The organism is Streptococcus sp. HMSC078H03 (assembly GCF_001808655.1).
In the GTDB taxonomy this organism is placed as follows: Bacteria; Bacillota; Bacilli; order Lactobacillales; family Streptococcaceae; genus Streptococcus; species Streptococcus salivarius_G.
Genome location: NZ_KV794117.1, coordinates 1 through 26,537, shown reverse-complemented (window position 1 = coordinate 26,537; position 26,537 = coordinate 1). Strand labels below are relative to the sequence as shown.

The window sequence follows — 26,537 nt, the reverse complement described above, 5'->3', positions numbered from 1 at the left end:
GTGCGTCAATCAAGGCAGAAGCCAAGGTTTCAAGCCCAGAATTGGCTTACTATGACAAGGGCATGACTGTTAACTATGATAAGGTTCTCACAGCCGATGGCCGTCAATGGCTTTCATATGTGACAACAAGTGGTGCTCGTCGTTATGTTGATATTGCAGCAGCCAAAGAAGAGCCTAAGCCAGAAACAAAACCAGTTGCGAAACCAGCGGATAAACCAAGTCTGCCAGAATCAAGCACTTATACTTTCACAAGTCGTGCGTCAATCAAGGCAGAAGCTAAGGTTTCAAGCCCAGAGTTGGCCTACTATGACAAAGGCATGAGTGTTAACTATGACAAAGTTTTGACAGCCGATGGTCACACATGGCTCTCATACATGACAGTGAGCGGTGCTCGTCGTTACGTTGATATTGCTTAATGAAGTAATGAATCAGGTTGGACAATGTGTCCAGCCTTTTTTGATAGCCTTTCTTTATCATGAGATTGAATTTTTCAATTTTTGTGACGTCTTTTGGAGTGCTATAATGGTTAATATAGAATCGAGGTTACTATGAAAATCGCATTGGTACAGATGGATGTTGCTCACGGACAGCCTACGGAAAATAAAAAGCACGTGAAAGAGATGTTGGAAAGGGCACTTAGCGAAAAGCCTGACGTCATTGTGCTTCCTGAAATGTGGAATACAGGCTATGCTTTAGATGAACTGGATGGGCTTGCAGACAAGGAAGGTTTGGACTCTCAAGAACTCTTGTCTCATTTTTCTAGGAAACATGCTGTGGCTATTATCGGAGGGTCTGTTGCTATTGAGAAGGACGGCAAATTCTACAACACAACCTACGTCTACAATAAGTCTGGGGACTTAATCAATACCTATAGCAAGGTCCATCTCTTTGGCCTTATGGCAGAGGACCAGTACATGTCTGCTGGGGCGAATGAGTCTGTTTTTGAGCTTGATGGTGTGATAGCTGCCAGTGTCATTTGTTATGATATCCGTTTTCCTGAATGGGTGCGAACACAGATGGCACAAGGGGCCAAGGTGCTTTTTGTGGTAGCGCAGTGGCCGGAACCTCGAGTGCAGCAATGGGAGATTTTGTTAAAGGCGCGTGCGGTTGAAAATCAAGCTTTTGTAGTTGCTGTCAATCGTGTTGGAGCAGGACCGGACGATGTCTTTTCAGGACATTCTATGGTTATAGATCCACTTGGAAATGTGGTCTTACAATCCAAGGAGCATGAGGAGGGCATTTTTACGGCCGATATTAATCTTGAAGAGGTAGATAAGGTTCGAGGTCAGATTCCTGTTTTTGAGGATCGTCGCACGGACTTGTATCATTAAGGAGCGTTTATGTTATTTGAAGAATCTGACTTATTGAAGGCATTGCCAGAACAGTTTTTTGCAGGTTTGGTTGCTAAAGTTAATGCCAAGGTAGCGGAAGGAGCAGATGTTATCAATCTCGGTCAAGGCAATCCCGACCAACCGACTTATGACCATATTGTTGAGGCGCTGTGCGTCTCAGCGAAAAATCCTGCTAGCCATAAGTATTCACAGTTTCGAGGCAATCGTCCCTTTAAGGAAGCAGCTACTAGTTTTTACAAGAAACATTATGGGGTCAATTTGGACGCAGAGCGTGAGATTTGTGTCATGGGTGGAGCTAAAATTGGACTAGTGGAATTACCCCTAGCTTTGATGAATCCTGGTGACCTCCTGCTCTTGCCTGACCCAGGTTATCCAGATTACTTGTCAGGAGTGAGTTTAGGCCGTGTGACCTATGAAACCTTTCCTTTGACGGCTGAAAATAATTTCTTGCCAGATCTGGATGCCATTCCTGAGGAGACAGCTCGCCGTGCTAAGTTTATCTATATCAATTATCCGAATAATCCTACGGGGGCTGTGGCGACTAAGGCTTTTTATGAAAAGTTAGTTGCTTGGGCTAAGACCTACGAAGTAGGAGTGGTGAGTGATTTGGCTTACGGAGCTTTGGGTTATCAGGGCTATGAGAATCCTAGCTTTTTATCAACGCCTGGTGCTAAAGATGTGGGCATTGAGTTCTATACTTTCTCGAAAACCTTCAATATGGCTGGTTGGCGTCTGGCCTTTGCGACAGGGAATGAGCAAATGATTGAAGCCTTGAATCTGATTCAAGACCATCTTTTTGTGGGAATCTTTCCTGCCTTGCAGGAGGCTGGGATTACAGCTCTCATAGACCCTAAATCTGAGGAGGCTGTTGCCCAACTGAATGCGACTTATGATAGCCGTCGAGATGCCTTTGTTCAGGCAGCTGCTAAGATTGGCTGGCAGGCCTTTCCATCCAGAGGTTCTTTCTATGCTTGGATGCCTGTTCCAGAGGGGGACACCAGTGAGAGTTTTGCGGATCTTTTGCTTGAGAAGGCCCATGTTGCTGTGGCACCAGGTAAAGGCTTTGGTCCCGCGGGTGATGCTTATGTTCGTATTGGGCTTTTGGTAGAGCCAGAGCGTCTAGTCGAAGCAGTCAATCGTATTGCCGACTTGCAATTATTTAATAACTAGATAACAATCATGAAACAAGTAGTTGAAAAAGACTGCTTGTTTTTTTCATGTTAATTTCATTTTTTTCTTGACAAATGAATAAAAATACAATAAACTTGTTACATATTTATTCAAAAGGAGTGGATAAATGAAAATTTCAATCGTTGGTATCACTGGTTATAGTGGTTTAGAGTTAGTTAAAATTTTGAATAATCATAAAAAAGTGGAACTTGTTTCTATTCACGCGACCAAGGAAGTGGGCCGACGATTGTCTGATGTGTATCCCTATCTGACAGGTGTTTGTGACTTAGAAATTGAAGCTTACAATGCGGAAAAGATTATGCAAAAGGCGGATTTGGTTTTCTTTGCCACACCTTCAGGAGTCGCTAGCTCGCTAGCAGAGGAATTTGTTCTGGCTGATTTTCCTATTATTGATTTGTCTGGCGATCATCGCTTGCCAGCAGATGTTTATCAAGAATGGTATAAAAAATCACCTGCTAAGCAGAGCGTTTTGAATAAATTTACATACGCATTATCAGAATATGCAGATGTGAAGGATAGGAAATTTATTGCCAATCCTGGATGCTATGCGACAGCGACAGAGTTAGCCTTGATTCCTTTGGTGGCAGTTAGTTTGATTGAGACGGAGAGTGTCATTGTGGATGCTAAGTCTGGTTTAACTGGTGCGGGTAAGGCTTTGAGTGAGTCTAGTCATTTTGTCAATGTTCACGATAATTACGTGACTTATAAACTCAATCATCATCAGCATATTCCTGAGATTGTTCAAACCTTGCAGGTCTTTAATCCGGAAATGCCTGAGATTCAGTTTTCAACGTCGCTTTTACCCGTTAATCGTGGAATCATGGCTACGGTTTATTGTAAGTTGAAGAAGGACGTGACTGTAGCTGATGTAGCTTCAGCATTCACAAAGGCTTATAGTGATAAACCCTTTGTACGTGTGCAAGACAGTTTGCCAGAACTACACAACGTTATTGGATCAAATTTTACAGATATTGGCTTTGCCTATAATGAGAAAACCAATGTTCTGACAGTTATTTCGGTCATTGATAATTTGATCAAGGGTGCTGCTGGTCAAGCAGTTCAAAATCTCAACCTCATGCAGGGGTGGGATGAGACAGAAGGTTTGCTTCTGACACCGTCATACTTGTAGATGTAAGTATAGAGTTAGGAGAAAAAATATGAAAGTCATTGAAGGAACAATTGCCAGCCCGTTGGGATTCTCAGCAGATGGGCTACATGCAGGATTTAAAAAGAGAAAAATGGATTTTGGTTGGATTGTCTCTGAAAAACCAGCCAGTGTGGCAGGGGTTTACACGACTAATAAGGTGATTGCAGCTCCTCTGATTGTGACCAAGACCTCAGTTAAAAAGGCTGGGAAAATGAAGGCCATCGTTGTTAACTCAGGTGTAGCCAATTCTTGTACAGGGACTCAAGGATTGGAGGATGCTTACACCATGCAGGAGTGGACCGCTGTAAAGTTAGGTGTTGAACCAGATTTGGTTGGTGTGGCTTCTACAGGGGTTATCGGTGAGTTGCTACCAATGGATACCTTGAAAAATGGTCTTTCCAAGTTGGTGGTCAATGGGAATGCTGATGATTTTGCCAAGGCGATTTTGACGACAGATACAGCAACTAAGACTATTGCTGTGACGGAGACTTTTGGTTGTGATGTTGTCACTATGGCTGGTGTCGCTAAGGGTTCAGGCATGATTCACCCGAATATGGCAACCATGCTTGGGTTTATTACTTGTGATGCCAATATTTCTAGTGACACCCTTCAATTGGCCTTGAGTCAAAATGTGGAAAAAACCTTTAATCAGATTACAGTTGATGGGGATACATCAACGAATGATATGGTTCTTGTCATGTCAAATGGTTGCACGCTCAATGAAGAGATTCTGCCAGGTACACCAGAATTTGATAAGTTTTCAAAAATGCTTAATTTCGTGATGCAAGAACTGGCTAAGAAAATTGCCAAGGACGGTGAAGGTGCCAATAAGCTCATCCAAGTTGATGTGATCAATGCCCCTAATGCCCTTGATGCTCGTATGATGGCAAAATCTGTTGTCGGTTCAAGTCTGGTCAAAACAGCCATTTTTGGTGAAGATCCTAACTGGGGACGTATTCTAGCTGCTGTTGGCTATGCCGGTGTGGACGTTCCTGTGGACAATGTTGATATTATGCTTGGCGGTCTGCCAGTCATGCTAGCATCTAGTCCTGTGACCTTTGATGATGAGGAAATGAAAGACATCATGCATGATGATGAAGTCACTATAACGGTAGATCTTCATGCTGGACATGAAAAAGGAACTGCATGGGGGTGTGATCTTTCTTACGATTACGTTAAGATTAATGCCCTCTACCATACTTAAGTTATCTATGACAAAGGAGTTAACTGATGACTACTGAATATATTGTAATCAAGATTGGTGGAGTAGCCAGTAAGCAGCTAACTCCTGAGATATTGGCTAAACTATCAGAATGGCAGCAGGCTGGTCAAAAAATTGTTATCGTTCATGGGGGCGGTTTTGCCATTAATCAGCTGATGGAGGAGAATCATATTCCAATTCACAAGGTCAATGGTCTTCGTGTGACGGGTCAGTCAGATATGGCCTTGATCAAAGAAGCCTTGGTTAACATAGTTGGGAAAAACTTAGCAGGTGAGCTGACAACTGCAGGTTTGCCAGCCTATCAGCTTGTAGATGAATTGCCAGAGCTTGTTCATGCTGATTTCTTAGATCAAGAGACCTATGGTTTTGTGGGTGAAGTCAAAAACATCACTAATCAAACCCTAGTGAGCCTCCTATCTCAAGGCAAACTTCCCTTGATTCCTAGCCTAGGCTATAGTGAGCAGGGGGAATTGCTCAATATCAATGCCGATTACCTTGCCAGAGCAGTGGCGATTAGTCTAGGAGCCAAAAAACTTATCCTTATGACAGATGTTAAGGGTGTTTTAGAGAATAGTCAGGTTTTGGAGCATCTGAATTTTGTGGACGTTCAGAAAAAAATAGATTCAGGTGTGATAACTGGAGGCATGATTCCTAAAATTCAAAGTGCTGTTCAGACAGTTCAAGCTGGTGTCGAGCAGGTCATTATTGGTGATAACCTGACAGATGGTACCATAATCAAGGAGTAAGAGATGACAAAACTATTTTCAAATTATAAGCGGGTAGCGATTGATTTTGCTTCAGCTCAGGGCAATTATTTGACGGATACAGATGGCAAGACCTACTTGGATTTTTCATCAGGTATTGGGGTAACCAATCTGGGCTACCATCCCCATGTCAATCAGGCTTTGACAGAGCAGGTGGGCAAGATTCTGCACCAGCCTAATCTCTATCACAATCAGTTGCAAGAAGATGTTGCTGACCTTTTAATTGGTGATAAGGACTATCTGGCCTTTTTCTGTAACAGTGGTGCAGAGGCCAATGAGGCAGCCATCAAAATTGCCCGTAAGGCTTCAGGTAAACAAGAAATCATTACCTTCCAAAATTCCTTCCATGGTCGAACGTTTGGATCTATGTCTGCCACTGGTCAGGATAAAATCAAACAAGGTTTTGGTGAAGGTGTGCCCCACTTTAGCTATGCTATTTTCAATGACATAGACAGTGTCAAGGCCCTAGCTAGTGAAGAAACTGCAGCTATTATGCTGGAGTTGGTTCAAGGGGAATCAGGTGTGCAACCTGCGGATCAGGACTTTGTTAAGGCTTTGTCTGATTATTGTAAGGAGACAGGTATTTACCTCATTGTAGATGAGATTCAGACAGGAATTGGTCGTACTGGTAAGCTTTTTGCTTATGAGCACTACGATATTGAACCAGATATCTTTACATTGGCCAAAGGCTTGGCAAATGGGGTACCAGTTGGTGCCATGCTTGCCAAGTCATCTCTTGGGGAAGCCTTTTCTTACGGAAGTCATGGCTCTACCTTTGGAGGAAACAAACTGGCCATGGCGGCGGCCAAGGTTACGCTTGAAGTTATGTTGGCTCCAGCTTTTCTGGATACTGCTCTTGAAAATGGGAACAAGCTACAAGAACAATTGCAGTCAGCTTTATCTGATAAAGAGACAGTTACCACTGTACGTGGCTTGGGTTATATGATTGGAATTGAGACCACTGGCAATCTGGGAGAACTGGTTCAGGCAGCTAGAGATAAAGGTTTGATTGTCTTGACTGCAGGGACAAACGTGATTCGTCTTTTGCCACCAATCACCCTAAGTGATGCTGAAATTGAAAAGGGTGTGGCTCTCCTATCAGAAATATTTGACTAGAACATAAAAATCACTTGATTCTTGAATCAAGTGATTTCTTTTACTCATTGTCAGTATCAATCTCGCTGAGAAGTCCTTTAGCTGTTGTTGTTGGCAGAATACGGACACGATTAAGTGAGAGAAGACCATCCTTGGCACTGGCTAGCCCTTCGTTGGTTGTTAGTCCTAACTTGTAAGTTTTCTTAGCTAGGTCAAGTGTCGTTTGATTGTAGCGACCTGATGGGTAGGCAATGGTATTGACCTTGGTATTGAGTTTATTTTCAAGGAAGTCAATAGAATCCGTTAATTCAACCTTTTGTGTCGCCTTATCAGTGGTTGACAAATCGGGGTGATTAACCGTATGAGACTGGAAGCTCATACCGTGAGCCATCATTTCTTTCATCTGTTTGACGGTAAGATTTCCAGCATTTCCTTTCTTAACAAAGCCAGTGATCACATTATTGGTTGCTTTAGCCTTGTATTTTTTGAGAATAGGATAGGCAATGGTGTAGAAATCTTCGTTACCATCGTCAAAGGTCAGCCAGACAACCTTCTTAGCAGGTAGAGCGTTTTCAGTGAAGGCCTTATAGGCTTCTTCAGGCGTTAGGAAATAGTAACCTGCCTTTGACAAAGCCTTGATTTGTGCTTCGAAGAGGTCTGGGTCAACGATAAGGTTAGCGTTAGAAGCTTCAGATGGATCCATGACGTGTACCGCATGATACATGAGGATAGGGATTTGGACAGGATCGTCATAGGTTTTCCATTTAGCTGTCGTCTTAGACTGACTGGTCTGAGCCTGTTGTTGCTTGCTTTTCGACTGATTTGGTCGGTTAAGCATAAAGACTGCTAGTAAGCCAAGAAGGACAATATTTAGGAAAAGCAGAAGAAGGTTCAGTTTCTTTCTGTTAGCTTGAGTTGTTTTTTTCTTTTGAGAAGTCATTGTATCCCCTTTCAAATAGGTCTAGTTATTATTCTAACAAAAATGGGATGGAAATGCACAGAATTTTCAGTAAAAAGAATACTTGCCTCCTTAAATGGCAACAATATTCTGTCAATTCCGATAGAAATGTGGTACAATTAAAGAAATGTATGTTTTTAAGGAGAAATCGTAAATGTCTATTAAAATTGGATTGCTTGGCTTTGGTACAGTAGCTAGCGGTATTCCTTTCCTCTTGAAGGAAAATGGTGAAAAGGTTCTTGCAGCCTCACGTGACCAACTCGAAATTGCCAAAGTTTTGGTTAAAGATGACGAGGAAAAAAATCGTCTTATCGCTGCCGGAAACGACTACAATTTTGTCACAAATGTTGACGAAATCCTTAACGATGAAGAGATTCAAATCGTTGTTGAATTGATGGGTCGTATCGAGCCAGCTCGTACCTTCATCACAAAAGCACTTGAAGCAGGTAAAAACGTTGTTTCTGCCAATAAAGACTTGATTGCCACTCATGGAAAAGAGTTGATTTCTCTTGCCCAAGATAAGGGAGTGGCTTTCTACTATGAAGCTGCTGTTGCTGGTGGTATTCCAATTTTGCGTACTTTGGCTAACTCTTTGACGTCTGACAAGGTGACACGTATCCTTGGTGTACTCAACGGAACATCTAACTTTATGATGACTAAGATGGTTGACGAAGGTTGGTCATATGAGGACGCTCTTAAGACTGCCCAAGAACTTGGTTATGCCGAAAGTGATCCAACTAACGACGTTGAAGGTATTGACGCTGCTTATAAAGCTGTTATCCTTAGCCAATTTGGATTTGGTGCCACAATTGATTTCGACGATGTGACTCACAAGGGGATTACAAACATCTCTACTGATGATGTAGCTGTCGCTCAGGAATTAGGTTATGTCATCAAATTGGTTGGTGATGTGCGTGAAGTAGAATCAGGTATCTCAGCAGAAGTGTCCCCAACATTCTTGCCAAAAAATCACCCACTTGCTAGCGTCAACGATGTCATGAATGCAGTCTTTGTTGAATCTATCGGTATTGGCGAATCAATGTACTACGGTCCAGGTGCTGGTCAAAAACCAACAGCAACATCTGTTTTGGCAGACATTATCCGTATTGCTCGTCGTCTTTCAGATGGCAATGTGGGTAAACCATTTAATGAGTTCCGTCGTGACTTGCCATTGGCTAATCCAGCAGATGTTAAGAGCAACTACTACTTTGCCCTTGATACGCCAGACGAAAAAGGTAAAATCCTTCACTTGTCTGAAATCTTCAACTCAGAAGATATTTCATTTGAACAAGTCTTGCAACAAAAAGCAAATGGCACAACAGCTCGTATCGTTGTGATTACACATGCTATGTCTAAGACACAACTCAAAGCTGTTACTGAAAAACTTGAAGCAGCAGAAGACTTCACTGTTGTCAACACATTGAAAGTTTTGTCTAACTAATTGATAAGCCCATACTGGTGCGTATAAGAAAGGTATTCAAGGAGAAAAGTCGCTGATGGCTTTCCTCCTTTTGGTGTATTATTATGAAAATTACTGTTCCAGCAACATCTGCCAATATTGGTCCAGGTTTTGATTCTGTGGGTGTTGCCGTTTCTAAATATTTGACAATCGAGGTGCTTGAACCAGCCGATGCATGGCATATTGAACATGATTTGGGAGATATTCCTTCAGATGAAAATAACCTCCTCATTTCAACTGCCTTGCAAGTTAAGTCTGATTTGCAGCCCCATAAATTGGTGATGGCATCAGATATTCCCTTAGCGCGTGGGCTAGGTTCTTCAAGTTCTGTTATTGTCGCAGGAATCGAGTTGGCCAATCAATTGGCAGACTTGCAGCTCTCAGACGATGATAAACTTGATATTGCAACCAAGATTGAAGGTCATCCGGACAATGTTGCCCCAGCTATTTTTGGGAATCTCGTTGTAGCCTCTTATGTGGATGAACATGTTAATAGCATCGTGACAGACTTTCCAGAGTGTGCCTTTGTAGCCTTCATTCCGAGCTATGAACTTAAGACGTCTGATTCACGTGGGGTACTTCCAAGTGACCTGTCTTACAAAGAAGCTGTAGCTGCATCATCTATTGCAAACGTTGCCATTGCTGCCCTCTTTGCAGGCGATTTGGTTAAGGCGGGACATGCTATTCAAGGGGATATGTTCCACGAACGCTACCGTCAAAAATTGGTTAAAGAATTTGCGACTATTAAGGAATTGTCAGGTCAATACAGTGCTTATGCGACCTATCTTTCAGGCGCTGGCCCAACAGTTATGACCTTGACGCCAAATGATCAGGCTGAAGCTCTTAAAACGGCTATCGATGGTCTTGGTTTAGATGGTGAAACCTTCATCCTGTCTGTGGATAAAGCAGGTGTTGTGGTTGACTAGAAAAAATCAAGGGCTACTCTTTGGTCTAGCCACCTATATTCAATGGGGATTTTTATCCCTTTTTTGGAAGCTTTTAGCAGGTGTTTCGGCTTATAACACCTTCTCGTGGCGGATTGTTTTTACAGTGGTGACTATGCTGACTTACGCCCTAGTCGCTAAGCAAAATACACGTTTCAAAAAGGAGCTTGTAGAACTTTGGCAAGATAAGAAAGCCTTGCTTCGTATGCTACTTGCTAGTTTTCTCATAGCAGCTAACTGGTTGATTTATATCTATGCTGTGGGTCATGGTCAAGCGACGCAGGCTAGCCTGGGCTATTACATTATGCCTATTGTTTCTATCCTGTTTGCCCTCATTTTTCTTCGTGAATCATTGAGTAGGACCATGTGGGCAGCAGTAGTATTGGCCTTTATAGGAGTACTGGTTCTTGTTGCCAATACAGGAAAACTTCCCATGGTTTCATTGGGGTTAGCTCTGAGCTTTGGTTTCTATGGTCTAATCAAAAAAGGGGTTAGACTCTCCAGTGACGTAGCCATGCTAGTAGAAAGCGGCTTGCTACTACCTTTTGTAGCTATCTATCTCGTTTTCTTTTCTCCAGAATCATTTTCTTCCTATTCGAGCATGGAAATGTTTCTCCTAGCCATATCCGGTGTGGTGACGGCCGTTCCATTGCTTTGCTTCTCAGAAGCAGTCAAAAGGGCGCCGCTTAACCTTATTGGTTTTATCCAGTATCTTAATCCTACGATTCAACTTCTCGTAGCCATCCTCATTTTTGGTGAGACGGTCAGCTTTGGAGAGTTGAAAGGCTTCCTCTTTATCTGGATGGCCATACTAGTCTTTGTAACTGGTCAAATAGTAACATTTCGTAGAAGTTCCTGATAGCTATCGGGAACTTTTTATGATGTTGTCCTAAAAATGAGCCAAGTTTATCTGACAATTTTAGAACTTTAAGATATAATAGTAGTATTAGATTAAAATAGCGGAGAATTTTATGCGAAAAATGAAAAAGCTAGCGGGCTATCTGCTTCTGCTCGCTATCCCAGTTGCCATCGCTGCAGGCCTGTTTATCTTTAACGGTTCAGGTTATCGCTTGTCAGAACAAGATGCGGCAGACATTGCTTACAAAAATGCAGGTGTCAAAACTTCTGAGATTTCTCAATCAACAGTTTCGAAAGCACGTTCTGGGCTTCACGGAAGTTATGAGATTAGTTTCACAACGTCAGACAACCATTTTGAGTATACAATTGATGGTCAGTCAGGATCTATTTTGAAACATAAGAGTGACCATCCAACAACTAAGGATGAGGATGACGCTCAAAAAGGTGAAGAATCTAAAGACGAGACTCAACCTAGTGAAAGCAAGGAAGAGACAGCTGTATCAAAAGAGACTGCGCAAACAACAGCTCTTAACCATGCTGGCCTAGCTGAAGGTTCTGTGACAAACTTGAAAACGGAATTGAAGACTGAAGGAGACGGTAAGGTCTACAATATCAGCTTTGACTATGCTGCTAGCGGTCTACGTTATAAATACGCGGTAAATGCTGATTCGGGAGCTATCGTAGCCTATACGACTGAGTATCTCACAGGGGCTGCGACTCCTGCTCAGTAGGTCGCAGATAGAGTGAAAGCTCTCCTTATTATTAAGGAAAATCCTTGCAATTTCTCTGAAATGGTGTAAACTAAAAGTGAAAACGGTAACAGTAGCTGTAGATGTTGCTGTAGAATCAAGGAGGCTTTGACCATGAAAGAATTCCAAGCATTTAAAGACACGCTTAGCAATAAGGCTCTCAAAGCCATTTACGAAGAAAGTAAATTGGAAGTCCAAGACGAAACAACTGAAGGTACAGAAGCCTTCTCACTAGCCTTGGCAACCCAAATGGCTATCAATCTACTCGAAAGCTATGAAAAATGGCTAAAAGAAGAAAGAGCTAAGGAAGAAAAATAAGATGAAATCCTTGTCGAAAGACAGGGATTTTTCTTTTGAGAATAAAAAATGAAGCATTGTATTTCTGTTTCAAGTTGGAATCTGTAGTCTGACTTATTGTGATAACATCTTCCCCACAATTTCATTTGTCTTGAGATTAAAAATGTGATAGAATAAGACCATTCAGAGGTGCTTTGAAGCCCATTTGTCACAGGAAGCGGTGGTACTGAGAAATCCGCACAAATGTCAAAGCTGGTTGCTGATGGTCAAATTGAATCAAGAAAGCTGTGAGTGGTTACCACTCAAAACTGGGTGGTACCGCGGATACACATTCGTCCCTGTCATGGTTATGACAGGGATTTTTTTATTATTGGAGCTACTATATGAAGTTTAAAATGCCTGCTAGGACAACAATAAAAGGTAGAGTAACAATAATCCGAAATTCGGCTTTTAATGGAATTCTTCCTGTTGAAAAGCCAGATAAAGAAGATATAGCATTTATTGAAGAAAAAATCGGAACTGATAAAAGTAAAAGTGCTTTTTTATGTGGATATTGCGGAAAATCCATTTCTTCCCAAAAAGATCATATTAATCCATTGATAATTGATGGGAAACCTTCTGGATATATTCATGAGATCAGTAATTTAATTCCATCTTGTGAATCATGTAATTCTATCAAGTCTAATGATACTCTTGAACAATTTTTTGATAATCCAAAGTTTACATGTAAGCTTAGTGAATCTGAGCTAATTGACAGAAAACGAATTGTTGAAGAATATCAAGAATATTTTAGAAAAAAATATGGAAAACTTGTAAAACTTAATTTTGAGGAGATTGTTGACAGTGACTTATGGGAAGAGTATCTAAATAAAACAGAGGAAATTCTAGAATTAATGCGTTCAACTTCTGATATGTATAACAAGATAAAAGCAGAGCTTTCTACGTATTACTCAGCAAATAAAGAAAGTCTGAAGGCGGATAATTTCTAGAGGAAAAACAAAAATATAAATCAAAAAAGTTAAGGTTTATTAACACAAATTTTTGATTCATATATTAGTTTGATTTTCAATAAATTTACTACTTTGAGTAGAGTGAGATTGATAAAATAATTTTAGTATTCTTTTCCGATAAGGAGGCTGACATGAAGCAATCTTTTGAGACCAGTAAATTGTATTATGGTTTTCCAATTTTTATCTTGGGTTACCAGGACCAGACACATGGCTATAACGTGACGACTTGCAGTTCTTCCTATAGTCTAGGAGATTGGCTCGTCATCGGGGTTGGTAGCGAGGAAAATGCGGCAGACCAGATTAAACATTATCGACAGTTCAGCGTGAACATCCCTGACGAAAACCTCATGCTTGAGATGGAACAGGCTGGTTTTATAAGTCGTCGTGAAAAGATTGCTAAACTTGACCTAGATTTCCAACCTTCTAAACTGACACAAGCACCTATCTTGGATGCTTGCCCAGTCGTATTGGATTGCCAGGTAGATCGAATTATTGAGGAAGATGGTATCTGTCATATCTTTGCTAAGATTCTAGACCGCCTTGCGGAATCTGATTTGTTAGATGACAAGGGACATTTTAAAAATGACCACTTTGCACCGACTTACTTTATGGGTGATGGACACAAGCGTGTCTATCGCTATCTAGATAATCGTGTCGACCCCATGGGAAGCTTTATCAAGAAAGTAAGGAAGAGGGATGAAAAGAGCTGAGTTGCCAGAACGAATCGAGACGGAGCGACGGGTCTTGCGAGTCCGTACAGTGGCGGATGCAGAGGCAATCTTTGATTTTGCGAGTTTAATTAAAAAGGAGAGGAATCTTGAAAATTGAACAAATTGCTTCAATTATTGGTGCTGTTGGAATTAGCTCTCTAATAAGTGTTTATATTTCATTTATTCAATCGTCAAAGAAAAATAAATTGGACTATATTACTACTGAAAGGTCTATATGGAGAAAAGAATTAAGAAATATCTTGATTAGTTTGGATAAGGAAGATAAAAGAGAAGATGCAATTGTAGATTTAAAAAGGCAAATTAACCCATACGGAAGGAATATGGCTTTCAAAAATACATCTCTCTACTTTTTGCGAGAAGGTCATATTTGGGATTTGATTGACCAAGGTGATGATAATATTGATTACAAAAAAATTAAACATTTTGTTAGATTGTTATTGAAGTATGATTGGGAACGATCGAAATCAGAGATAAAATTTAGTCCAACCCATTTTTTTGATTGGACTGTTAGAATTATATTGGTCCTTCTTTCCATTTATTCACTGTATTTAAATAAAAATTTAATTCATTATCCATTAGCTTTATTTTTTGGCCTTTCCTTTTCATCATTCTCGATACTTTTACTTTTAGTACAGGAAACTTTTGTACGTAATCTTAAGTTAAATCAATTGAGAAATCAAAATTCAATTTTAAAAATATTTTTATTACTCTATGCTTTACCCTATGTTGATGTTATGTATATGTTAACTTCGTATGTAGAAATCATGAAGCACCCACTTATGAAGATTGTTTCTCTAGTTGGATTGTTTTGTTATGAAATTTATTTTTTAACTACTTTAGAATCGAACGAAAGTAACTATGTTGAGGAGATAAAAAGGAGTTTGACTAAATTATCAAAAGATGATTTAGAGGAAATTAAGTTGACTAATCAAATAAATCATTTGGAAGATAAAATAAATAGAAAATTATATAACAATTCTAGTTTTCAAAATTTGAAGAAGAGAAGGAGAAAATTAAGGAGAAAGATTATTAAACAGTCGCGCCCACCGTATTACATCTTTCATCCGATCTTGTATTGGAAATACCTGAAAAAAAAGAGACACATATTTAAAATCGTAAAAGTAATTATAAAAGGAGAGAATTAATGTCTAAAGAACTTTCACCTAAATACAATCCAGCCGAGGTTGAGGCTGGTCGTTACCAAAAATGGCTTGATGAGGATGTTTTCAAGCCTTCAGGCGATAAAAAGGCTAAGCCTTATTCAATCGTTATTCCACCACCAAACGTAACTGGTAAGCTTCACCTTGGTCACGCTTGGGATACAACTTTGCAAGATATCATCATCCGTCAAAAACGTATGCAAGGTTTCGATACGCTTTGGCTTCCAGGTATGGACCACGCAGGTATTGCCACTCAAGCTAAGGTTGAAGCGCGTTTGGCTGAAGACGGCATTTCTCGTTATGACCTTGGTCGTGAAAAATTCCTTGATAAAGTTTGGGAATGGAAAGATGAGTATGCGACAACTATCAAGCAACAATGGGGCAAGATGGGGCTCTCTGTAGACTACTCGCGTGAGCGTTTCACCCTTGACGAAGGTCTATCAAAAGCTGTTCGTAAGGTATTTGTAGAGCTCTACAAGAAGGGCTGGATTTACCGTGGTGAATTTATCATCAACTGGGATCCAAAAGCTCGTACAGCCCTTTCTGATATCGAGGTTATTCACAAGGATGTGGAAGGTGCCTTCTACCACATGAACTACATGTTGGAAGACGGTTCACGTGCCCTTGAAGTGGCAACAACACGTCCGGAGACTATGTTTGGGGATACTGCTGTAGCGGTTAATCCAAATGATGACCGTTATAAAGACTTGATTGGTAAAAATGTTATCTTGCCAATCTTGAACAAGCCAATCCCAATCGTTGGGGACGAACATGCAGACCCTGAATTTGGTACTGGTGTGGTTAAAATCACTCCTGCCCACGACCCTAACGACTTCTTAGTTGGTCAACGTCATAACTTGCCACAAGTCAACGTCATGAACGATGATGGTACCATGAATGAATTGGCTGGTGAATTCAACGGTATGGACCGCTTTGAAGCTCGTAAGGCTGTTGTTAAGAAATTGGAAGAAATCGGTGCCCTTGTCGAAATCGAGAAAATGACTCACTCAGTTGGTCACTCAGAGCGTACAGGTGTGCCAGTTGAACCACGATTGTCTACACAATGGTTTGTTAAGATGGACCAATTGGCGAAAAATGCCATCGCAAACCAAGACACAGACGATAAGGTTGATTTCTACCCACCACGTTTCAATGATACCTTCCTTCAATGGATGGAAAATGTCCATGACTGGGTTATCTCTCGTCAGCTCTGGTGGGGTCACCAAATCCCTGCTTGGTACAATGCTGAGGGTGAAATGTACGTTGGCGAAGAAGCACCAGAAGGTGACGGCTGGAAACAAGACGAAGATGTCTTGGATACTTGGTTCAGTTCTGCCCTCTGGCCATTCTCAACTATGGGCTGGCCTGATGTCGACTCAGAAGACTTCAAACGTTACTTCCCAACGTCAACGCTTGTCACTGGTTACGATATCATCTTCTTCTGGGTGTCTCGTATGATCTTCCAATCATTGGAATTCACAGGTCGCCAACCATTTAAGAATGTCCTTATCCATGGTCTCATCCGTGACGAGCAAGGACGTAAGATGTCTAAGTCCCTCGGAAACGGGATTGACCCCATGGATGTTATTGAGAAATACGGTGCTGATGCCCTCCGTTGGTTCCTTTCAAACGGTTCTGCACCAGGTCAAGACGTGCGTTTCTCTTACGAGAAAATGGATGCGTCTTGGAACTTCATTAACAAGATTTGGAACATCTCTCGTTACATCCTCATGAACAATGAAGGATTGACCTTGGATGTAGCGCGTGAAAATGTAGCTAAAGTGGCTGCTGGTCAAGCAGGTAATGTCACAGACCGTTGGATTCTCCACAACCTCAATGAAACCATTGGAAAAGTTACTGAGAACTTTGACAAGTTCGAATTTGGTGTGGCTGGTCACATCCTCTACAACTTCATCTGGGATGAGTTTGCGGACTGGTATGTTGAGTTGACTAAGGAAGTGCTTTACAGCGACAATGAGGACGAAAAAGTCATCACTCGTTCGGTTCTTCTTTACACCTTGGATCAAATCTTGCGTCTCCTTCACCCAATCATGCCATTCGTGACTGAGGAAATCTACGGTCAAATCTCTGAAGAAACGATTGTGACTGCGGAATACCCAGTGGTTCGTCCAGAGTTTGAAAATGAAGAAGCTGCAGCTGGCGTTGAATCTCTTAAAGACGTGATTCGCTCAGTACGTAACTCACGTGCAGAAGTGAACGTAGCACCAAGCAAGCCAATCACTATCTTGATCAAGACAAGCGACAGTAAGCTCGATGCTTTCTTTAATGATAATGTCAACTACATCAAACGCTTCACAAACCCAGAACACTTGGAAATTGCAGCAGATGTCGAAGTGCCTGACTTGGTTATGTCAAGCATCATCACAGGCGCAGAAATCTATTTACCACTAGCTGACCTTCTTAATGTCGAAGAAGAATTGGCTCGTCTTGAAAAAGAATTAGCCAAATGGCAAAAAGAACTCGACATGGTTGGTAAGAAACTTAGCAACGAACGCTTCGTAGCCAACGCCAAACCAGAAGTCGTCCAAAAAGAACGCGACAAACAAGAAGATTACCAAGCTAAATACGATGCAACAGTCGTACGTATTGAAGAAATGAAGAAATTGGTGTAGCTAGAAAGTTTAAAAAGTTATGGGTAAGATTAATAAGACTAAAGGGATCATAAATTTTAACCTACAATATAGAAACGGAAATATCGATTTTCATAAAAATGTTAGCAACGCTATGAATACTGAATCTTATGACCACCAAACGTATTTGGACTACCTAGATAAAATAGAAAATCTAAGGGAGATAATAGGAGTAGATAAACCACTTATGGCAGTTAAGCATGATAATGACTATTTAATTGTTAAAGATCTAAGTGGCCCCGATAAAGAAATTTCAGTATTTTTAATTTGGCAAAGTCCTAAAGAATTGGCAGATTTATTTCCTGGAGCTATAAAAAGAATTAATGATTTTATTAAAGAAAAGTGGGAAGACGAACATCTTTTAAAATCTAAACGTTTAAAATTCGATATCCCTTCTCAAGCTATAATAACAATTTATCCGGCATATAATAATGGGTACAAAGTCGAATCTGATCAAGATTCAGCTATTCAAAATATTTCTATAAAGAGAAATAGTGGAGTAAATCTGGTTGAGTGCTTGTTAAATCTTCTTGGTATAATTATTGCAATTGTAATCTTAATTAAAACAAATAATTGGGACAATTTTTGGGGATTAGTGATTCCAATGGCTATAATTGTGGGCTATAATTTTTTTGATTGGACACAAAAATCTTATCAATTAATAGTACAATCATTTGATACTATTGAAAATCCAAATAATATCAAAGAGAGTACAAGTGCCACTGATATTAAATTTAAACTTCCGGAAATAATAAATATTAAAGGAGAGGAGGAAGAAAATGTCTAATTTTCCATTTGTAAGAATAGAGCAAAATGAAGAGGTGTTTTACTTAACTAAGATGCCTATTTCGTATTTAAAGAATCATGTCAATTTTCATTTTAGAGTAACTTCCAATGAAGATGATATTCAAGACGCTGATAAATACATTAGAAGTTTAGAAAAAAATATAGGTAATTCTTCTGATATAAGTAGTGACACTAATGGAATACAGCGTAGAACAGACTTAAAAAGAATTAATGATATCGCAGATTTTGTGAAGACATCTAGTAGTATTGTATTTTCAACTCCAATTGTTTTGTCTTTGGATGTATTTTCTACAAATTATGATGAAAGTAAAATAATAATAGATGAAGATAAGAGAGAGATTAAAATCGAAGAAGATATAAGATTTACTATAATTGATGGGCAACACAGATTAGCAGGACTATCAAAGGCTTTTCTAGATACAAATAAAGATATTGAGCTTCCTATTACTTTGATTTTAGGATCGGATTTATCTACTGCTACAAAACTATTTATTGATATAAATGGTAACCAGAGAAAAGTTAATAAGTCTATGATTTATGATTTATATGAAAATATAACTGAAAATGATAGAAAAAATATAAATCAATATACATCAATTGTCCGAGCACTGAATACCACAGAGTCATCTCCATTTTTTAATAGGATTAAAATGTTGGGTACTGGGGCTGGTGTGATATCTCAATCATTTATGGTCGATTATCTCATGGAGGTGTTTAAAAATTTTAATGAGATAAATACTGATTCTCAGTCTATGTTCTCTGAAGTATATATTTACTTCACAATTATATCTAAAATATATAGTGAAGATTGGTCTTTAAAAGAACAAATGCGTAATAACAGCCAACTTGTTAAAACTAATGGAATTGGAGCGTGTTTACTACTTTTACCCGCTTTAATAAAAGAAATAGGGAAACCGTCGGAACAACAGAATAACTATGTTGCTTATTTTAAGGAACGTGCAAATTTTAATTGGAACAGTGATGCTTTCGCAGGAACTGGAAAGAAAATACAAAAACTAATTATGGAAAATTTGAAGGATTATCCTAAGAATAACGGCGATATTAAGACTATGTTATATTAATTTTACTAAGGGCTGTCATAATTTAAGAAAATAAATTTAAATGTTGTACGATATAAAATATAGTTTGTGATTATATTCTTAGTTAAAGTATTTTATTTTTAATTAACACAAAAATAGACGTTATAAATGAATTTATTACATTTATATTAATTCAGATTTCTTTAGTAAGCAGGTAACTACATGATAAACTCTGTAAGCTCGAACCAATATGTGAAGTGCAACATTGTAGCTTTCTTCTCAGGTATTGGGGAAATTGAGTTATAATTTGAACAGACCAATGAGTTCAGAGTGGTGTATGTAATGAGTTTGACAAGTATGTGCATCAGACTTATCAGTTAAACAATTCAGATACCCCTTCAGCTTTCTTTAAGGAACTCAAGTTATACTATAGTCATCCTAATAAGTATTACTGAACGTCGTTCGGTAGCGCTCACATGTTCTGGTTTTAAGTCAGACAGTGAAACTTTCTTTTTTTCATAAATTTCCCAAACAAGTCTAACCTACCATAGTTAGGCTTGTTTTTTTTGTAATAAGCAGACTAGTTTTTCATTAAAAGTAAACGCTTACGTAAAATTAGTGAAAACGTTAGGCAAAGTCAGTGAAAACGTCTAAAAAACCATCAATTCGTTGACTTTCGTGGAAAATAGGACTAAAATAACAGGGTAAAAAAAATTAAAAGGAGAATTCTACTATGAATCTAACTATCTTAGCCCTCGGTTTGGCCGTTATGGGTGTATCTGTTGGTGAGGGTATCCTCGTTGCCAATATCGCTAAAGCTGCAGCTCGCCAACCTGAGATGTTTAGCAAACTTCAAACATTGATGTTTACTGGTGTTGCCTTTATCGAAGGTACCTTCTTCGTATTGTTTGCCCTTAGCTACATTGTCTAATAGACAAATAAAAGATGAAGGAGGGATGAGCAGTGGAAACTACAAGTAATCCAACCGTCTCATTATTTGGGATTGATTTTGACTTGACTGTCCTTGCCATGTCTCTCTTGACAGTAATTATCGTTTTTGGAGTGGTTTTTTGGTCAAGTCGTAAGATGACCATTAAACCAAAGGGAAAACAAAATGTGCTTGAGTTCATCTATGAGTTTGTGAATAGTACCATTTCTCAAAGTCTTGGGAAATTCACGAAGAATTATAGTTTGCTCTTGTTTGTAATTTTCACCTTTGTTTTTACAGCAAACAACTTAGGTTTGCTTGTGTCTGTAAAAAGTGAGCATTACAATTTTTGGACTTCTCCAACATCGAACTTCGGTGTTACTATCACTCTTTCTTTGATTATTACCCTCATTAGTCATATTGAGGGGATCCGTAAAAAAGGGTTTAAAGGCTATCTAAAGGGCTACCTTTCACCATACCCAGCTATGCTCCCAATGAACATTTTGGAACAATTAACCAACCTTGCTTCATTGGCCTTGCGTTTGTTTGGTAACATTTATTCTGGTGAGGTACTTACTGGCTTGATTCTTCAATTGGTGACCTGGTCTGCTTTTGCAGCACCTGTATCCTTTGCTTTGAACCTTGTCTGGGTTGCCTTTTCAGCCTTTATCGGCTTTATCCAAGCCTATGTCTTTATTATCCTAAGTTCAAACTATATTGGTGATAAAGTCAACGAAGAATAATTAAGAAAGGGAGAAATGAAATGTCAATACTTATTAATAGTACGACACTTGGTAATATCATTATCACACTCGGCTCAGTTTTTCTCTTGTATTACCTCATCCGTAAATTCGCATGGGATCAAATTACAGGAATCTTTGCTGCTCGTGAAAAGAAAATTGCCACAGATATTGATAGTGCTGAAAATGCTCGTCAAGAAGCAGAACGCTTGGCACAAAAACGTCAAGATGAGTTGGCAGGTGCTCGCACTGAGGCAGCTCAAATTATTGATGGGGCCAAGGAAACTGGTAAAACTCAAGAATCAAAAATCATTGCAGAAGCACATGATGAAGCTAAACGCTTGAAAGAAAAAGCAAATCAAGACATCGCCCAAAGCCGTGTGGAAGCACTTGCTGGCATTAAAGGTGAAGTTGCAGACTTAACTGTCCTCTTGGCAGAAAAAGTTATGAAACAAAACCTTGATGCAAAAGCGCAATCTGACTTGATTGATAGCTATCTTGATCAATTAGGAGATGCTTAATGGATAAGAAAACACAAGCTCTTGTTGAGCAGTATGCCAGAAGTCTGGTAGAAGTCGCTTTTGAACAAGACGCCGTGTCAACAATCCAAGAAGAAGTAAGGCAAATCCTAACAGTTTTTGCTGAAACAAATCTAAAAACCTTCTTGTCGCAGGAAAATGTGACAAGTGAAGCTAAAAAAGAAAGTTTGAGCTTGTTTCAAGAGTCTTGTTCAGTGTATATGAACAATTTTCTTGAGGTAATCTTACTCAATGACCGTGCCAACATTCTCTATGATGTGTTGAAATTGGTCCTTGAGCTCTTTGATCAAGAAGACAATACTTACGATGTTACAGTGACATCAGCAAGTCCCTTGTCTGAGGAACAAAAAGCCCGACTTTTGGCGATTGTTTCACAAAAATTTGAGATTAAGACACGTCGTTTAGTAGAAAAAATTGATGAGGACCTCATCGGAGGATTCGTCATCAAAGCAAAAAATAAGGTTGTTGACACGTCAATTCGCAGTCAATTGCAAACCTTTAAAACGAATTTGAAATAGAAAGTGGTGTGACTTTTGGCAATTAACGCACAAGAAATTAGCGCTTTAATTAAAAAGCAAATTGAAAACTTCCAGCCAAACTTTGACGTCACTGAAACTGGTGTCGTTACCTATATCGGTGACGGTATCGCACGTGCTCGTGGTCTTGATAATGCCATGAGTGGTGAGTTGCTCGAATTTGAAAATGGTGCCTATGGTATGGCCCAAAACCTTGAATCTAATGATGTCGGTATCATTATCTTGGGGGATTTCGTAGCAATTCGTGAAGGCGATATTGTTAAACGTACTGGAAAAATCATGGAAGTTCCAGTTGGTGAAGCCCTTATTGGTCGTGTAGTAAACCCACTTGGGCAACCAGTTGATGGTCTTGGTGACATCGAAACAACAGGTTTCCGTCCAGTTGAAACACCTGCTCCAGGTGTTATGCAACGTAAATCAGTTTCTGAGCCATTGCAAACTGGTCTTAAGGCGATTGATGCCTTGGTTCCAATTGGACGTGGTCAACGTGAGTTGGTCATCGGAGACCGCCAAACTGGTAAAACTTCAGTAGCCATTGATGCGATCTTGAACCAAAAAGGTCAAGATATGATCTGTATCTATGTGGCTATTGGTCAAAAAGAATCAACAGTTCGTACACAAGTAGAAACACTCCGTAAACATGGTGCTCTTGATTACACAATCGTTGTGACTGCCTCAGCATCACAACCATCACCATTGCTTTACATCGCGCCTTACGCTGGTGTTGCAATGGCTGAAGAGTTCATGTATAACGGAAAACACGTCTTGATTGTTTATGATGATTTGTCTAAACAAGCCGTGGCCTATCGTGAACTTTCATTGCTTCTCCGTCGTCCACCAGGTCGTGAAGCCTACCCAGGGGATGTCTTCTATCTCCACTCACGTCTTTTGGAACGTTCAGCTAAAGTTTCAGATGATCTTGGTGGTGGTTCAATTACTGCCTTGCCAATCATCCAAACGCAAGCCGGAGATATCTCAGCTTATATCGCAACAAACGTTATCTCAATCACAGATGGACAAATCTTCTTGCAAGAAAACTTGTTTAACTCAGGTATTCGTCCAGCCATTGATGCGGGTTCTTCCGTATCACGTGTAGGTGGATCAGCGCAAATTAAAGCGATGAAGAAGGTTGCTGGTACACTTCGTCTTGACTTGGCTTCATATCGTGAACTTGAAGCCTTTACGCAATTTGGTTCAGATTTGGATGCTGCGACTCAAGCGAAATTGAACCGTGGTCGTCGTACAATCGAAGTTTTGAAACAACCGCTTCATAAACCACTTCCAGTTGAGAAACAAGTTGTTATCCTTTACGCTTTGACACACGGTTTCTTGGATAGTGTTCCGGTTGATCAAATCTTGGATTTTGAAGAAGCACTCTATGACTACTTTGATAGTCACCATGAGGATATCTTTGAAACTATTCGTACAACTAAGGATCTTCCTGAGGAATCTGTACTTAATGAAGCTATCCAAGCTTTCAAAGATCAGTCAGAATACAAATAGAAATAGGGAGGACAGCATATGGCAGGCTCTCTAAGAGAAATCCAAGCAAAAATTGCTTCAACTAAGAAAACGAGTCAAATCACAGGAGCCATGCAAATGGTTTCTGCCTCAAAATTGACACGTTCTGAGCAAGCTGCTAAAGATTTCCAAATCTATGCCTCAAAAATTAGACAGATCACAACAGATCTTCTACATTCAGAATTGATTAATGGTTCGTCAAATCCAATGTTGGATGCACGCCCAGTTCGTAAGACAGGTTACATTGTCATTACTTCAGATAAAGGACTTGTTGGAGGTTATAACTCAACAATTCTTAAAGCTGTGTTGGACATGATTAAACGTGACCATGATTCTGAAGATGAATATGCTATCATTTCTATTGGTGGAACAGGTTCAGATTTCTTCAAGGCTCGTAACATGAATGTTGCTTTTGAACTTCGTGGCCTTGAAGATCAACCTAGTTTTGATCAAGTCGGAAAAATCATTTCTAAAGCTGTAGGAATGTATCAAAATGAACTTTTTGATGAACTCTATGTGTGCTATAACCACCATGTTAACAGTTTGTCTAGCGAAGTTCGTGTGGAACAAATGCTTCCTATCGCTGATTTGGATCCCAATGAATCAGAAGGTCATGTGTTGACCAAGTTTGAATTGGAACCAGATCGTGACACTATTTTGGATCAACTCTTACCACAATATGCGGAGAGTCTTATCTACGGTGCTATCGTAGATGCCAAAACAGCTGAGCACGCAGCGGGTATGACTGCAATGCAGACAGCCACTGATAATGCTAAGAATGTGATTAACGATTTGACAATCCAATATAACCGTGCGCGTCAAGCTGCCATCACTCAGGAAATTACTGAAATTGTTGGTGGTGCAAGTGCACTTGAATAGCTAGAGATTTGTCTTAATTAGACACACATGAAAAAGGGATGATTGTCATCCAAAAAACTATCATAAGGAGAAAACAATGAGCTCAGGCAAAATTGCTCAGGTTGTTGGTCCTGTTGTAGACGTAGCGTTTGCAGCTGGTGATAAACTCCCTGAGATTAACAATGCATTGGTCGTTTATACTGATGAAGAAAAGTCTAAACGTATCGTGCTCGAAGTAGCTCTTGAACTTGGAGAAGGTGTGGTTCGTACCATTGCCATGGAATCTACTGATGGATTGACTCGTGGACTAGAAGTTCTGGACACTGGTCGTCCAATCAGCGTTCCTGTTGGTAAAGATACCCTTGGACGTGTCTTTAACGTTCTTGGTGATACCATTGACTTGGAAGCACCTTTTGCAGAAGATGCAGAGCGTGAACCAATTCACAAAAAAGCACCAACTTTCGATGAATTGTCAACATCTACTGAAATCCTTGAAACAGGGATTAAAGTTATCGACTTGCTTGCCCCTTACCTTAAAGGTGGTAAAGTCGGACTCTTTGGTGGTGCCGGTGTTGGTAAAACCGTTCTTATTCAAGAGTTGATTCACAACATTGCCCAAGAGCACGGTGGTATTTCCGTGTTTACAGGTGTTGGTGAACGTACACGTGAAGGTAATGACCTTTACTGGGAAATGAAAGAATCTGGCGTTATTGAGAAAACAGCCATGGTCTTCGGACAAATGAACGAACCACCTGGAGCACGTATGCGTGTTGCTCTTACTGGTTTGACAATTGCGGAATACTTCCGTGATGTCGAAGGTCAAGACGTGCTTCTCTTCATCGATAACATCTTCCGTTTCACTCAAGCAGGTTCTGAGGTTTCTGCCCTTCTTGGTCGTATGCCATCAGCCGTTGGTTACCAACCTACACTTGCTACTGAAATGGGTCAATTGCAAGAGCGTATCACATCAACTAAAAAAGGTTCTGTTACATCAATCCAAGCCATCTACGTTCCAGCCGATGACTATACTGACCCAGCGCCAGCTACAGCATTTGCTCACTTGGATTCAACAACCAACCTTGAACGTAAGTTGACACAAATGGGTATTTACCCAGCCGTTGACCCATTGGCATCAAGCTCACGTGCCCTTTCACCTGAAATTGTTGGTGAAGAACACTATGCTGTTGCGACTGAAGTTCAACGTGTGCTTCAACGTTACCGTGAATTGCAAGATATTATCGCTATCCTTGGTATGGATGAATTGTCAGACGAAGAAAAAACATTGGTTGGACGTGCTCGTCGTATCCAATTCTTCTTGTCACAAAACTTTAACGTTGCTGAACAGTTTACAGGTCAACCAGGTTCTTATGTTCCAGTTGCTGAAACCGTTCGTAGCTTTAAAGAAATCCTTGAAGGTAAATATGATAATCTTCCAGAAGATGCCTTCCGTAGCGTAGGTCCAATTGAGGATGTAGTAGCTAAAGCTAAAGCTATGGGCTACTAATGAGGTGAAGATATGGCACAAATGACCGTACAAGTGGTAACTCCGGATGGTCTGAAATATGACCACCATGCCAGCTTTATCCACGCGGTTACTAAAGATGGTCAAATTGGTATCTTGCCAGGCCATATTAACTTGATTGCGCCACTTGAAGTGGATGAACTCAAGGTTCGTCGTGTGGATGACGAGAGTCACGTCGATTGGATTGCCGTAAACGGTGGTATCATCGAAGTTAAAGATGATTTTATTACTATCGTTGCCGATTCAGCAGAACGTGAACGCGACATTGACGTTTCTCGTGCCGAACGTGCCAAGCAACGTGCCGAACGTGACTTGGAAGAAGCAACTAAATCTGACCGTATTGATGAAGTTCAACGTGCTCAGGTTGCTCTCCGTCGAGCACTTAATCGTATCAGTGTCGGTACAAAATAAGACAACAAAAAACGGCTCTTTGTCAACTGTAGTGGGTGACGAAAAGC

At 40.1% G+C, this 26,537-nt stretch carries 27 protein-coding genes and 2 pseudogenes; 28 read left to right on the top strand and 1 reads right to left on the bottom strand.

Annotated elements, in window-relative coordinates:
* The 7 genes from HMPREF2607_RS09305 to HMPREF2607_RS09275 all read left to right on the top strand — a co-directional run.
* A partial coding sequence (locus HMPREF2607_RS09305) for an SH3 domain-containing protein (RefSeq protein WP_186821391.1) occupies nucleotides 1-416 on the top strand: 416 nt, incomplete at its 5' end.
* 132 nt (nucleotides 417-548) lie between these two features.
* Nucleotides 549-1,331 carry a carbon-nitrogen family hydrolase gene (locus HMPREF2607_RS09300; protein WP_070476829.1) on the top strand — a complete coding sequence of 261 codons (783 nt, stop codon included), beginning with the start codon at nucleotides 549-551 and terminating at the stop codon, nucleotides 1,329-1,331.
* Between the two features lie 9 nt (nucleotides 1,332-1,340).
* Nucleotides 1,341-2,522 (top strand): pyridoxal phosphate-dependent aminotransferase, encoded by a 1,182-nt coding sequence (locus tag HMPREF2607_RS09295; RefSeq protein ID WP_070476827.1) that lies wholly within the window; start codon nucleotides 1,341-1,343, stop codon nucleotides 2,520-2,522.
* Nucleotides 2,523-2,649: 127 nt separating this feature from the next.
* Nucleotides 2,650-3,672, top strand: a complete 1,023-nt coding sequence (gene argC, locus HMPREF2607_RS09290) for an N-acetyl-gamma-glutamyl-phosphate reductase (RefSeq protein ID WP_070476826.1) — start codon at nucleotides 2,650-2,652, stop codon at nucleotides 3,670-3,672.
* Nucleotides 3,673-3,700: 28 nt separating this feature from the next.
* Nucleotides 3,701-4,894 carry a bifunctional glutamate N-acetyltransferase/amino-acid acetyltransferase ArgJ gene (gene argJ, locus HMPREF2607_RS09285; RefSeq protein ID WP_070476824.1) on the top strand — a complete coding sequence of 398 codons (1,194 nt, stop codon included), beginning with the start codon at nucleotides 3,701-3,703 and terminating at the stop codon, nucleotides 4,892-4,894.
* 26 nt (nucleotides 4,895-4,920) lie between these two features.
* On the top strand, nucleotides 4,921-5,658 hold the full coding sequence (gene argB, locus HMPREF2607_RS09280) for an acetylglutamate kinase (protein WP_070476821.1): 738 nt from the start codon (nucleotides 4,921-4,923) through the stop codon (nucleotides 5,656-5,658).
* Nucleotides 5,659-5,661: 3 nt separating this feature from the next.
* The gene (locus HMPREF2607_RS09275) at nucleotides 5,662-6,792 is read left to right on the top strand and encodes an acetylornithine transaminase (RefSeq protein WP_070476819.1); all 1,131 of its coding nucleotides are present in this window, start codon (nucleotides 5,662-5,664) and stop codon (nucleotides 6,790-6,792) included.
* A gap of 40 nt (nucleotides 6,793-6,832) precedes the next feature.
* Here the strand turns inward: HMPREF2607_RS09275 and HMPREF2607_RS09270 are convergent, their stop codons facing one another.
* Nucleotides 6,833-7,711, bottom strand: coding sequence for a polysaccharide deacetylase family protein (locus HMPREF2607_RS09270; protein WP_037604147.1), 879 nt, complete (start codon nucleotides 7,709-7,711; stop codon nucleotides 6,833-6,835).
* A 172-nt stretch (nucleotides 7,712-7,883) separates the two neighbouring features.
* Here HMPREF2607_RS09270 and HMPREF2607_RS09265 point away from each other — a divergent pair, with 172 nt between their 5' ends.
* The 21 genes and pseudogenes from HMPREF2607_RS09265 to HMPREF2607_RS09175 all read left to right on the top strand — a co-directional run bounded on the left by HMPREF2607_RS09265 (nucleotide 7,884) and on the right by HMPREF2607_RS09175 (nucleotide 26,490).
* The gene (locus HMPREF2607_RS09265) at nucleotides 7,884-9,170 is read left to right on the top strand and encodes a homoserine dehydrogenase (RefSeq protein ID WP_002890168.1); all 1,287 of its coding nucleotides are present in this window, start codon (nucleotides 7,884-7,886) and stop codon (nucleotides 9,168-9,170) included.
* A gap of 83 nt (nucleotides 9,171-9,253) precedes the next feature.
* On the top strand, nucleotides 9,254-10,114 hold the full coding sequence (gene thrB / locus HMPREF2607_RS09260) for a homoserine kinase (RefSeq protein WP_070476817.1): 861 nt from the start codon (nucleotides 9,254-9,256) through the stop codon (nucleotides 10,112-10,114).
* Nucleotides 10,107-10,991: an EamA family transporter RarD gene (rarD, locus tag HMPREF2607_RS09255; RefSeq protein ID WP_037604151.1), complete on the top strand. Its 885-nt coding sequence runs from the start codon at nucleotides 10,107-10,109 to the stop codon at nucleotides 10,989-10,991. Before thrB ends, rarD begins: the two co-directional genes overlap by 8 nt.
* Nucleotides 10,992-11,103: 112 nt before the next feature.
* Nucleotides 11,104-11,721 carry a PepSY domain-containing protein gene (locus HMPREF2607_RS09250; RefSeq protein WP_070476815.1) on the top strand — a complete coding sequence of 206 codons (618 nt, stop codon included), beginning with the start codon at nucleotides 11,104-11,106 and terminating at the stop codon, nucleotides 11,719-11,721.
* A gap of 132 nt (nucleotides 11,722-11,853) precedes the next feature.
* Nucleotides 11,854-12,057: a hypothetical protein gene (locus HMPREF2607_RS09245; protein WP_002886082.1), complete on the top strand. Its 204-nt coding sequence runs from the start codon at nucleotides 11,854-11,856 to the stop codon at nucleotides 12,055-12,057.
* 362 nt (nucleotides 12,058-12,419) lie between these two features.
* Nucleotides 12,420-13,025 (top strand): HNH endonuclease, encoded by a 606-nt coding sequence (locus HMPREF2607_RS09240; protein ID WP_070476813.1) that lies wholly within the window; start codon nucleotides 12,420-12,422, stop codon nucleotides 13,023-13,025.
* Between the two features lie 152 nt (nucleotides 13,026-13,177).
* Entirely contained in the window at nucleotides 13,178-13,756 is a 579-nt protein-coding gene (locus HMPREF2607_RS09235; RefSeq protein WP_070476811.1) for a flavin reductase family protein, read from the top strand.
* A pseudogene (locus tag HMPREF2607_RS10275) lies at nucleotides 13,743-13,844 on the top strand (GNAT family N-acetyltransferase); the annotation flags it as partial. The gene HMPREF2607_RS09235 and the pseudogene HMPREF2607_RS10275, both read left to right, overlap by 14 nt.
* Before the next feature lie 19 nt (nucleotides 13,845-13,863).
* Nucleotides 13,864-14,922 (top strand): hypothetical protein, encoded by a 1,059-nt coding sequence (locus HMPREF2607_RS09230; protein WP_070476809.1) that lies wholly within the window; start codon nucleotides 13,864-13,866, stop codon nucleotides 14,920-14,922.
* Nucleotides 14,922-17,570, top strand: a complete 2,649-nt coding sequence (locus HMPREF2607_RS09225; protein ID WP_070476808.1) for a valine--tRNA ligase — start codon at nucleotides 14,922-14,924, stop codon at nucleotides 17,568-17,570. Before HMPREF2607_RS09230 ends, HMPREF2607_RS09225 begins: the two co-directional genes overlap by 1 nt.
* A 19-nt stretch (nucleotides 17,571-17,589) precedes the next feature.
* Nucleotides 17,590-18,375 carry a hypothetical protein gene (locus HMPREF2607_RS09220; protein WP_070476805.1) on the top strand — a complete coding sequence of 262 codons (786 nt, stop codon included), beginning with the start codon at nucleotides 17,590-17,592 and terminating at the stop codon, nucleotides 18,373-18,375.
* A complete protein-coding gene (locus HMPREF2607_RS09215) occupies nucleotides 18,368-19,477 on the top strand; it encodes a DGQHR domain-containing protein (protein WP_070476803.1) in 1,110 nt (369 codons plus the stop codon). The genes HMPREF2607_RS09220 and HMPREF2607_RS09215 overlap by 8 nt, the downstream gene beginning before the upstream one ends.
* A gap of 180 nt (nucleotides 19,478-19,657) precedes the next feature.
* Nucleotides 19,658-19,830, top strand: a pseudogene (locus HMPREF2607_RS10720) (DNA cytosine methyltransferase); the annotation flags it as partial.
* Nucleotides 19,831-20,168: 338 nt separating this feature from the next.
* Entirely contained in the window at nucleotides 20,169-20,366 is a 198-nt protein-coding gene (locus HMPREF2607_RS09210) for a F0F1 ATP synthase subunit C (RefSeq protein ID WP_002890193.1), read from the top strand.
* Nucleotides 20,367-20,398: 32 nt separating this feature from the next.
* Entirely contained in the window at nucleotides 20,399-21,106 is a 708-nt protein-coding gene (gene atpB / locus HMPREF2607_RS09205; RefSeq protein WP_002885921.1) for a F0F1 ATP synthase subunit A, read from the top strand.
* Between the two features lie 20 nt (nucleotides 21,107-21,126).
* Nucleotides 21,127-21,624 carry a F0F1 ATP synthase subunit B gene (atpF, locus tag HMPREF2607_RS09200; protein WP_070476801.1) on the top strand — a complete coding sequence of 166 codons (498 nt, stop codon included), beginning with the start codon at nucleotides 21,127-21,129 and terminating at the stop codon, nucleotides 21,622-21,624.
* Nucleotides 21,624-22,160 carry a F0F1 ATP synthase subunit delta gene (locus HMPREF2607_RS09195; protein WP_002885901.1) on the top strand — a complete coding sequence of 179 codons (537 nt, stop codon included), beginning with the start codon at nucleotides 21,624-21,626 and terminating at the stop codon, nucleotides 22,158-22,160. The genes atpF and HMPREF2607_RS09195 overlap by 1 nt, the downstream gene beginning before the upstream one ends.
* A 15-nt stretch (nucleotides 22,161-22,175) precedes the next feature.
* Nucleotides 22,176-23,681, top strand: coding sequence for a F0F1 ATP synthase subunit alpha (atpA, locus tag HMPREF2607_RS09190; protein WP_014634010.1), 1,506 nt, complete (start codon nucleotides 22,176-22,178; stop codon nucleotides 23,679-23,681).
* 18 nt (nucleotides 23,682-23,699) lie between these two features.
* The gene (locus HMPREF2607_RS09185) at nucleotides 23,700-24,578 is read left to right on the top strand and encodes a F0F1 ATP synthase subunit gamma (RefSeq protein WP_002890208.1); all 879 of its coding nucleotides are present in this window, start codon (nucleotides 23,700-23,702) and stop codon (nucleotides 24,576-24,578) included.
* A gap of 76 nt (nucleotides 24,579-24,654) precedes the next feature.
* Nucleotides 24,655-26,061, top strand: a complete 1,407-nt coding sequence (gene atpD, locus HMPREF2607_RS09180) for a F0F1 ATP synthase subunit beta (protein ID WP_070476799.1) — start codon at nucleotides 24,655-24,657, stop codon at nucleotides 26,059-26,061.
* A gap of 12 nt (nucleotides 26,062-26,073) precedes the next feature.
* Nucleotides 26,074-26,490 carry a F0F1 ATP synthase subunit epsilon gene (locus HMPREF2607_RS09175; protein ID WP_002890211.1) on the top strand — a complete coding sequence of 139 codons (417 nt, stop codon included), beginning with the start codon at nucleotides 26,074-26,076 and terminating at the stop codon, nucleotides 26,488-26,490.
* The last annotated feature ends 47 nt before the right edge of the window (nucleotides 26,491-26,537 follow it).